We start from the raw sequence: 8863 nt of genomic DNA, 5'->3' as shown, positions 1-8863 counted from the left end.
AATGTAAGGATACGACAGAGTCGAATGGTATTTATCCCGTCAAGATCCCTCAGTAATGACACTAGTTCACTTTCTTTGACCAATTTTTGTAGACCACGCCAAGATCCTTCAAGCTTTTGAAAATCTTTCTGTTGCATGACTTCAGACAGTTGATTGGAGAGCTTTTTGTCAATCTCTGAAATCGCATTTTCAATCGTTTTAGTAACATTCTTGTCCCACGTTACTGTTCCTGAAAGAGCTTGCTCAGCAAGAACTGAAAAGAGTTCTTTGGTCGTGTCCGCTGGTGTTTGAGTGGTTGCTTCTATCGCTCGATCCAGAAAACTTAGGGAGCCTTCTGCCGTTTCTGCTTGCGGTTGATTTTCGGCTTCTGTACTCATTATTCGCCTCCTTCTTTACTTACGCCTAGCTCTTGAGATAATGCATTGATAGTGTCTGCACTTTGTAAAACTTCTTTGAGTAGCTTCTCAAGATCTCGAGAGCGATCTGCTTTAGAAAGAAGTACTTTGAGTTGATTACGGGTTTCAACAAGCTTTTTCAGTGGCTCAACTTGTTCTACGATTGCTTCTGGCTCGAAGTCTTTCATTGAATTGAACTTCAATGATGCCTCAAACTGACTATCGTCATCAGCAAGGACGTTGTCGACTTTAAGGGATAATTCGGGTCCCACACGTTTCATCACAGTATCAAAATTATCTTTATCTACGTTATAGAAGGTACGGTCTTCAACGTCTTCTTTGTCTTGCTTATGGCCAGAGTAGTCACCAATTACCCCAACCACAAATGGGAGTTCTTTGGTTTCTACGGCGCCATTAGTTTCCACATCGTAAGTAATACTCACACGGTTTTTACTTACACGTTTGTGTTGGGAATTCAGTGCCACAATGGGCCTCCTTTACTTAGTTAGCAGTTGAGGTAACTTTAGCTGTTGTTGCATCGAAGCCAACTTCTGGCCCTTTCTCAATTTTTCCACCTTCTCCCTCGATGTAGTAAGCCTTGGAAATTTGTGTATAGGTTAAAGAAAAGGACTCGTTAGGTAGGCTGCCATCTGACCCAACCATGTTATAGCTAGACATGCGCGCAGCCTGTAATGTAAGAATGAGGTATGGGTCGGCACCAGAACCTTCACGATTAGGTTTAGTCATAACAACTTCGATGGTTTTACCTTCAGCACCTGGCGCATAAAGAAATGTGGTTAGGTAAGGAGTCGCGCCGTCACATCCTCTGGTAACATTAATCTCACCCAGTGCTACCATCCCTTGGTCAGCATTATTTGCATTACCTACATCTATACCGACGCCTCGTACGGCATTCCAAGTGACAGTGTCAATAGCAAAGAACCCGTCTTTACCACCGATTTTTTCTACTGTAGCTGCACCTTTAGGCGTAATACCATCAATTCTCATAAAAATAGAAGCCATTCTGTTCTCCTTTGCTAATTAGCATGTAATGTTTACCACTCGAAATTGCTCAAACCACCATCAGACTGGGTGTTTGTCCCTGTCTTTTGGGAGGTGTTTTCGCTCGAGGTGACAGGTTCAGCTGACACTGAAGCCTGCAATGGCGGTGTGTATACATCCGTCTGTACAAGCCCAGATGGTTGGGAAAATGCTCGGTTGGTTGTTTCAGGAATTCGTCCCAGTTTGGCTGGCTCTAAGTTATCCATACCCGAAATTTGATTGATATGAGTGATAGCGCTTGAATTACCGCCTGTCATCTCATTTAGTAGCTCCGGCAAGCTCATATAACCCCATCGAATTGCTCGTTCAAGCAAAAAGGGAATAGGGCTGTGTGGCTCGGTGTGCTGGAAAAATTGCGAAATTCTTCTTAGTTCGTGAAAGGCTTGATCTCGATTGGCAATTCCGTTTATTAGAGGCGATGTTTGATGGTTATCAGCCTGACTTGTTGATGCATTTTCGACACTTGATGATGGTTCAGGGGTAGGTTTCACGTTAGATACCTTTGAGTCGAGAATATCTTGGTCTAATGCTTTTTGGTCTTGCTCGGGATACTCATCTATTGGTTTAAAGTCGTTGTCCAATGGCCAAGGTGCAAATCGGTCGCCAACTAAATACTGTATTGTCTTTAACAACTCGGACAGGTTAGCTTTGACGAACTTAAAGCTCAGTGGTGAAACCCCCGCTTTTTGGCATTCCTCTGCAATAAGTTTTTCTACCGTATCAAAATTGCCGTAGGCAGTCGCAATGTCACGCACGACATCTTCCATCTCGTTAGAATATAACAAGTATGCCGACTCTTTGAGTTCAGGAAGCGTACCGTTTCTTTCTGCTCGTAGAAAGTCACCATATGTAACGTGTCCTACTAGGTCGGTCATTTGCAGTGGCATAAAAAGAGCCGTTGAATCTTGGCTTTCTCCGACCAGCTGAAGTAATGGCTTTATACGAAACTCGATCAATTCTTTACGACGTCCGGAATCATCGTCACTCTTGAGTTTATCGAGAGGAGGCTGGGGATGAAGCGTATTCCAAAACAATTCGACAAATTGTACTAAGACCTTAGTTGACTCCGCTAGATTAGTATAGGGTGATGGCGTAAATAGCTGGCTTGTAATAAACCAGCCTAGTAATTCTGTATCTTTTGTTTGAGAAGTTAGAGCATCAAATGTAGTTGTTCGGACTAGATTCCAGTTGGTTTCGTTCGCATCTCTTCTAGCCTCGTCGCTTGAGGCGTCAGGCGTTTCGATGAGCTGCCGAAATGATGATTGCGCTGTATTGTAGTGGTTTCGCAAAGTACGATAGGCACTTCGGTCTAACTTAAGATAGCTACCTGAGGGGAATTCTTCAGATATGGGTTTCACCAATGCATCAATATCTACCATATATTGTCCGTCTTTAGCTACTGACAAAAATCATAATCTATTCAATTAGTTATTTGTTATAAACATAAGAGTGCATACCAAAGTTTAGACGCTTTTTTCCAAAAAACTGCATGAAATTCATTATTTTATTAAAATGGTGATCAGTTTCTAAAAACTAGTGGCGCATCATATTAATAAAGTAAATTTATATCGTAATAAGAATGGCTTAGGTGTTGGCATCACCAATTTTACTTGAGGCTACGCAAACGAATAAACTTATCAGTATTACCACTACAGGTTAATAGATAGTTTGTACCAGGTCAGCCACCGATAAGGACTGTGGGCATGCCTAAAACAATAGATCCTCCGTGCGCGGTGGTATCTCCCATTCGAGCAGCAGGCTTATTGTTTATCATCACAGTCACACTTCCTTTGACGATCGAATCAGGAGGACCTACACATACACACACATCGCCCAGCGTTGCTGCTGGCATATTTCCAATAAGAACTGTAGGTGCTCCTGGGCCAGTAATGGGGCCGCCAACATGGGGGATTGGTGGAACCGCTGGAGTCTGCATTGGACAGACGTGCATATCTGTTAGTCTTGCCGCTGGTAATGTCATTCTATACCTCCATTTCCGCCTTGGGCGATGTCAAGAGCGGCTTTAATTGCATCCTCATAATAGATTGCAGTTTTATCCCAAAAGGGTAGGGCCGCAGCGTGGTTAATTGCACCTGCAACGGCTTTCGCGTACAAGTATGGGTCAGGTAGGACTACAGGTAAATCGGGTGCAACAATACTTCCTGAACCATTCCAAAATACAGCTTGACTTAACCAAGATGGCCCACAGTTAAGCTCCAGTCGATTAGCGAGCAGCTCTGACTTTCTGCGCAATTCCTCCGAGGGAGACAAAGCCCAATGTTTTGCCGTATCTAATGACATCTTTTGCGCATCACTCCAGACATCATTGCGAGAAGATAAGCAGCATAGCGCCCACCAAATACACTCTCGAACCGGCAACGCATGAGCAAGAAATTGGACGAGGTCATTGTAGAGTTCTGCTTCTTGAAGACATACTATTGCATGGTCAATAGGTAATTCTTCACTTAAGAGTTTCTGTGCTTCATCTGATGCTTGAAATCTGGGTACAATTTGAGTACTGCTTTGATAAGGTATCTTTTTATACATAGTTTTAATTAACCTTGACGATGGCTCCTTTCAATTCACCTAACACCCCTCCGTCGAATGTTCCTTTTAGCCCTGATTTAAACTCTGCGCTCAGTGAACCTTCGGCTTTTAATGTTGTGCTCGCTTTTATTTCAACGCTGAGGCCTTTGATGCTATTTGAACTGGTTGCCTCTATTGCAGTCGTGGTACCGGACATTTTATTGGCTGAAGTCGCTTTACTAGTGACGTTGGTTGCTTCCAGATTAAGTGCACTACTTGCCTTTATATCAATGTTAGTTGCTTCTATTGATATCGATGAAGACGACATCGATATTTTGCTTGAACCTACCTTTAGATCAATTGAGTCATCCGCTTCTAAAGTGATGGATTTAGCTGAACCATTCATCTCTTTTGTTACTGATAAAGTGTAACTATCTTCGGTTGTAATAGTCATTGCTTTGGTGACAGTCTGGCTGAGCTCTCCTTTAACTGTCTCAGTATGATTGTTCTCAATTTCTTGGGAAATATCTTTGGCGGCATGGAGATAGATAAGCTCGTTGTCCTTTTTGTCATCGAAGTACAGTTCATTTGCTTGCGCTGTTAGCTTGGTTTTTATACCGGTTTTAGTTGTGTTTGCTTCTTTGTAAGGCGGTGAATTTTCGCTGTTGTAGACACTTCCTGTAATAATCGGTTGATCTGGATCGCCATCAATAAAAGACACCAGAACCTCCTGACCAACTCTAGGAATAAACTGAGTCCCATAGCCACTCCCTGCCATCATTTGAGCCACTCGTACATAACAGCTAGTTTTATCTCCACTGGCTTCAGTATCCCAGTGGAATTTAATTCTTACTCGCCCTTGGTCATCTTGATTAATTTCTCCTGCTGTATTGCCGGCAACCGCCGCACTTTGCAATCCTTTGACGGTTTGTTTTCCAATTGGTTTGGGGTAAGTGGGGGTCGATTTCGGAACAAGTTTAACCTCTGTCGCACACTGTACGTCATCTTTGTAATGAGTTGATATGTGAATAACCGAGAAATCACCAAGTTGAGATTTATCTAAATGGCTATTTAGTGAAATCCAAGTCGCAATATCAAACAGGTCGTGTTTTGCTTGGGCGGTAATAGATTGGTAGTCCTGCTCGATATATTCAATACGACGTTTGCCAAGGTTGCTTGAGAGATCGGTCATGTCGCCGGAAATTCCGAGCTCGGGATATATAATTGAGGCTAGTTTGGTGTTGTTTGCAATAGTATGACTGCTATTTTTAGTCTTGCTGGTCACAAGTTTAGATTGTGAGTAATCATACGCGGTGAGTTCAATACTTGTCCCATGAAATGCCATGATGGGAATCCAAGACTCTATTAGTGGTAGACTTCCTGATGGCGTTTCTTTCATATCGAACTTTGCGACATCTGCTTTATCAAACGGAGAGGTTGCGTCTTGAATGACCATTGTATGATCACCAGATTGGTGCTCGAAATAAAAAAGCAATCCTTCCTCAGCAAGTAATCGGGCGACGAAGTCATAATCTGACTCATTATACTGAAGGCAGTATTCTCTTTTGGTTGATGGTAGGCTTGAAAGTTTGTATTTACCCTTAAATCCTGCATTATCAAAGATGTCACTGATTATATCTTTGGTTGATTGGTTCTGATAAACACGAAAAGAATGAGTATGAGAGAGTAGCCAAAACCAAGGTCTGAGAGTGACTCGATACTGCATGAATTTTAGGTTGGAATCTAAACCCATTTGTTCAATGCGCGCAATTACACCATTAAAGGTTCTTTGTAGTTTATTATTCCCTGACTCATTACTGTAACGGTTGATAGTGAGCAGCTGTCCTAGCTGATCCTGCGCACTGAATGTCGAGGAAACGATAGTTGCCGTGATTTCGAATGGGGTAGATAGAGCCTGAGTCACGACAAGGTCGCTAATTAAGTGCTCCTGACTTTTATAATCCTTTGCAGACATAGAGCCAGCTGATGCTGAGTACTTATCAGGCATAAAATATCCTTATGAAAAATTTCTACAAATTAGGCTGACATGCTTTGAGCCCAGCGAATGAATACAAAGTACCTGCCAAATCAGTTTAAATAAAACTTTACTCTCCGGATGCCAGTTGACTCACATTAAAAGCAAACGAATGGATGGCATACACAATTATGTTCCTTTACCTGCTGTCTACGATAAGTAATAGCGCTTTTTCATAGGCAAAGTCCATGCTTGCTATTTCATTTTTGTTTTGCAATATCAAATCGACAGATGGAAGCATTACGAAAAAGACTAAGGGTTCATGGTGTAGTGAACGCCAGCGAGTATCTAAGTCGCTTTTCTTGTGAGCATTCATGTTTATTGTCAGTACCAAGCTATCAAAAGGAAGCTCAGAATCAGGAATACTCCCGAGCTCGTGCACAGCTCCCCATAGTGTTTCAAGTGATCTTTCATGGGTGCTTCTCAGGAAAAACTCGAATTCAATATCGCCAGAGTTTACGCTCACTTTTTTACTTAAACGGTGGTGAACTCTTAAGCCATCAATAAAAGGCAGGTAAGGTATATTATTGTCGACAACATCTTTTGAAAGAGGGCAGAGCTGAATGGAGTCGGCGGGTTGTTGACTCACATAAACTTCGCAAGCAAATTGCTTGATGACTGATTCAATACCATGGTGAAAACCTTGCGTCTTAATATCGTCGATCGACACAGAATAGCTTGTTAGTGCTTCACTAAATACTTTGTCAATATTGCTGTTGAAGGCACCAATATCAGAAACTCTGACATAGTGATTAGATCTAATGGCTTTAGCCACTACATTGTTAGTTTCTATTAAACTCACGTCTGCATCAGAATACACACTGTAGGTAAAGAACGGGTAGTATGGTTGTCTGTCAGTTTTTGAGAGCAGAGAACATGCATTAAGGCCAACTAATACCAAAGCTAGAATTGTAGCTTTGCACACAGGTTTATTCATTCAGCAATTTTTCTCTATACAGCGCCTAAAAATATAGTAGCGAAATACTCATTGATATTCATATCTTTGATGTCCCCAATATCTAGCTGGATCACAAAATTGAATGCATATTGGCAGTAGTATTTCTTTAAAAAATGACATCAAAGGGATAAATACGGGTGATATCGGCTAATTGTCGACAGTTGTCTTGATGTTTGCCGAAATTTCTGGTTATTTGGTCGTAATTACATAACATTGTAGACAATGGTGTTAATCTTAAGTTAATTATGAATGACGAACTGGCCTCTCGAATAAAGACACAACTACTGAGAAATGAAAGTACTAAATCTGAAAATTTAACCGCACTTTTGATCGATGCTATCGTTGTGGGAGGGCTTGAATCTGGCAGTAAAATTTCAGAACCAGACTTAGCTAAACGATTGAATGTTAGTAGGGGGCCACTCAGAGAAGCTTTAATGAGGATTGAGGGGCTTGGACTCATTGAGAGGGTGCCGCATGTTGGTGCCAGAGTGGTTAAGCTGTCCACCAGTAAATTGATTGAAGTGTATTCAGTTCGAGAGGCTCTTGAAGGAATGGCGGCTAGATTGGCCGCCAGATATATTTCACAAGATGAGATTTTGAGTTTAGAAGCCTTACTTGCTAAGCATTCCAAACATATCGAAGAGGTAGAAGGACAGTCTTACTTTCATCAACAGGGTGACTTTGATTTTCATTACCGAGTCATCTTAGCGAGCCGAAATAGCAAACTCATCGCTTTACTGTGTGATGAGTTATATCACCTGCTACGTATGTACAGATACCAGTCTCCACGTTCCCAATCAAGGTCGGAAGATGCTTTAAGCGAGCACAAGTTGATTTTGAAAGCGATAGGTAATCGCGATGAGGAGTTGGCTGAACTTCTAATGAGACGACACATTTCAGACAGCAGAAAGTTAATAGAGCAACAAATTTCAGTAACTCACAATGATTAGAAGGATATGGTCATGAGTTTATCTCAAGGTGCAAAATTTAGAGTTGCCGTAGAGCAGAATGATCCATTGCAGGTCGTTGGAACCATCAATGCATACTGCGCAATGATGGCGAAAAACCTAGGACATAAAGCGATTTATCTCTCAGGTGGCGGGGTAGCCAACGCTTCGTATGGTTTACCCGATCTTGGAATCACGACACTAAACGATGTTTTGGTTGACGTGGAGCGTATTACGAACGCCTGTGATCTACCTCTTTTAGTGGACATTGATACTGGCTTTGGCGGTGCTTTTAATATTGCGCGGACAATAAAAGCGATGGAAAAAGCAGGGGCTGCAGCTGTCCACATGGAGGATCAGGTTGCGCAAAAGCGATGTGGTCATAGGCCAAACAAAGCTATTGTGACTCAACAAGAGATGGTCGATAGAATTAAAGCTGCGGTCGATGCTCGCCAAGATCCAAACTTTGTCATTATGGCCCGAACTGATGCACTTGCTGTTGAAGGCATGGATAAAGCGATAGACAGAGCAATCGCTTGTATTGAAGCAGGGGCAGATATGGTATTTCCAGAAGCGATGAACCAGCTTGACCAATATTCGCAATTTTCCAAAGCACTCAAACAAGCAACGGGTAAAGATGTTCCTATTTTGGCTAATATTACTGAATTTGGTCAAACCCCTCTTTTTAGTACGCAGCAACTCGCTGAAGTCGGTGTTGATATGGTGTTATACCCGCTCAGTGCATTTCGTGCTATGAACAAGGCAGCAGAAGAAGTTTACTCCCATTTATTAAAAGAGGGGAGTCAGGAAACACTTACTGGCACTATGCAGACTCGAAATGAGTTGTATGAGCATCTCAATTATCATGACTATGAACAAAAATTGGATGAGCTTTTCTCTCAAGAAAGCGAATGAGCATAGGTGATAGTTCAAAGATTTA

The 8863-nt window shown here is 42.0% G+C and carries 10 protein-coding genes; 2 read left to right on the top strand and 8 right to left on the bottom strand.

The features are described 5' to 3' along the window. The 8 genes from QQK21_RS09235 to QQK21_RS09200 form a co-directional block, all read right to left on the bottom strand. A partial coding sequence (locus QQK21_RS09235) for a type VI secretion system contractile sheath domain-containing protein (RefSeq protein WP_284191908.1) occupies positions 1-377 on the bottom strand: 377 nt, incomplete at its 3' end. Next, on the bottom strand, positions 377-880 hold the full coding sequence (tssB, locus tag QQK21_RS09230) for a type VI secretion system contractile sheath small subunit (RefSeq protein ID WP_284191907.1): 504 nt from the start codon (positions 878-880) through the stop codon (positions 377-379). The genes tssB and QQK21_RS09235, both read right to left, overlap by 1 nt. Positions 881-896: 16 nt before the next feature. Continuing rightward, positions 897-1418 (bottom strand): type VI secretion system tube protein Hcp, encoded by a 522-nt coding sequence (locus tag QQK21_RS09225; protein WP_284191906.1) that lies wholly within the window; start codon positions 1416-1418, stop codon positions 897-899. Between the two features lie 32 nt (positions 1419-1450). Next, positions 1451-2836, bottom strand: a complete 1386-nt coding sequence (locus tag QQK21_RS09220; RefSeq protein WP_284191905.1) for a type VI secretion system protein TssA — start codon at positions 2834-2836, stop codon at positions 1451-1453. 299 nt (positions 2837-3135) lie between these two features. After that, positions 3136-3438 (bottom strand): PAAR domain-containing protein, encoded by a 303-nt coding sequence (locus QQK21_RS09215; RefSeq protein WP_284191904.1) that lies wholly within the window; start codon positions 3436-3438, stop codon positions 3136-3138. Beyond that, positions 3435-4004: a DUF6931 family protein gene (locus tag QQK21_RS09210; protein ID WP_284191903.1), complete on the bottom strand. Its 570-nt coding sequence runs from the start codon at positions 4002-4004 to the stop codon at positions 3435-3437. Before QQK21_RS09210 ends, QQK21_RS09215 begins: the two co-directional genes overlap by 4 nt. Before the next feature lie 4 nt (positions 4005-4008). Continuing rightward, positions 4009-5991, bottom strand: coding sequence for a type VI secretion system Vgr family protein (locus QQK21_RS09205; RefSeq protein ID WP_284191902.1), 1983 nt, complete (start codon positions 5989-5991; stop codon positions 4009-4011). A 166-nt stretch (positions 5992-6157) separates the two neighbouring features. Beyond that, positions 6158-6943, bottom strand: coding sequence for a hypothetical protein (locus tag QQK21_RS09200; protein WP_284191901.1), 786 nt, complete (start codon positions 6941-6943; stop codon positions 6158-6160). A gap of 278 nt (positions 6944-7221) precedes the next feature. On the opposite strand from QQK21_RS09200, the gene QQK21_RS09195 reads away from it, so the two are divergent. Beyond that, a complete protein-coding gene (locus QQK21_RS09195) occupies positions 7222-7926 on the top strand; it encodes a GntR family transcriptional regulator (protein ID WP_284191900.1) in 705 nt (234 codons plus the stop codon). Positions 7927-7938: 12 nt separating this feature from the next. Continuing rightward, entirely contained in the window at positions 7939-8838 is a 900-nt protein-coding gene (gene prpB / locus QQK21_RS09190; protein WP_284191899.1) for a methylisocitrate lyase, read from the top strand. The last annotated feature ends 25 nt before the right edge of the window (positions 8839-8863 follow it).

Source organism: Vibrio zhanjiangensis, assembly GCF_030161235.1.
Lineage (GTDB): Bacteria > Pseudomonadota > Gammaproteobacteria > Enterobacterales > Vibrionaceae > Vibrio > Vibrio zhanjiangensis.
The sequence above is the reverse complement of the archived record's forward strand: the minus strand, read 5'-3'. Positions and strand labels throughout refer to the sequence as shown.

Excerpts from the sequence above, each read along its gene's own strand:
- QQK21_RS09225 (WP_284191906.1), bottom strand. The coding sequence starts at position 1,418 with ATGGCTTCTATTTTTATGAGAATTGATGGTATTACGCCTAAAGGTGCA.
- QQK21_RS09220 (WP_284191905.1), bottom strand. The coding sequence starts at position 2,836 with ATGGTAGATATTGATGCATTGGTGAAACCCATATCTGAAGAATTCCCC.
- QQK21_RS09215 (WP_284191904.1), bottom strand. The coding sequence starts at position 3,438 with ATGACATTACCAGCGGCAAGACTAACAGATATGCACGTCTGTCCAATG.
- QQK21_RS09210 (WP_284191903.1), bottom strand. The coding sequence starts at position 4,004 with ATGTATAAAAAGATACCTTATCAAAGCAGTACTCAAATTGTACCCAGA.
- QQK21_RS09205 (WP_284191902.1), bottom strand. The coding sequence starts at position 5,991 with ATGCCTGATAAGTACTCAGCATCAGCTGGCTCTATGTCTGCAAAGGAT.
- QQK21_RS09195 (WP_284191900.1), top strand. The coding sequence starts at position 7,222 with ATGAATGACGAACTGGCCTCTCGAATAAAGACACAACTACTGAGAAAT.
- prpB (WP_284191899.1), top strand. The coding sequence starts at position 7,939 with ATGAGTTTATCTCAAGGTGCAAAATTTAGAGTTGCCGTAGAGCAGAAT.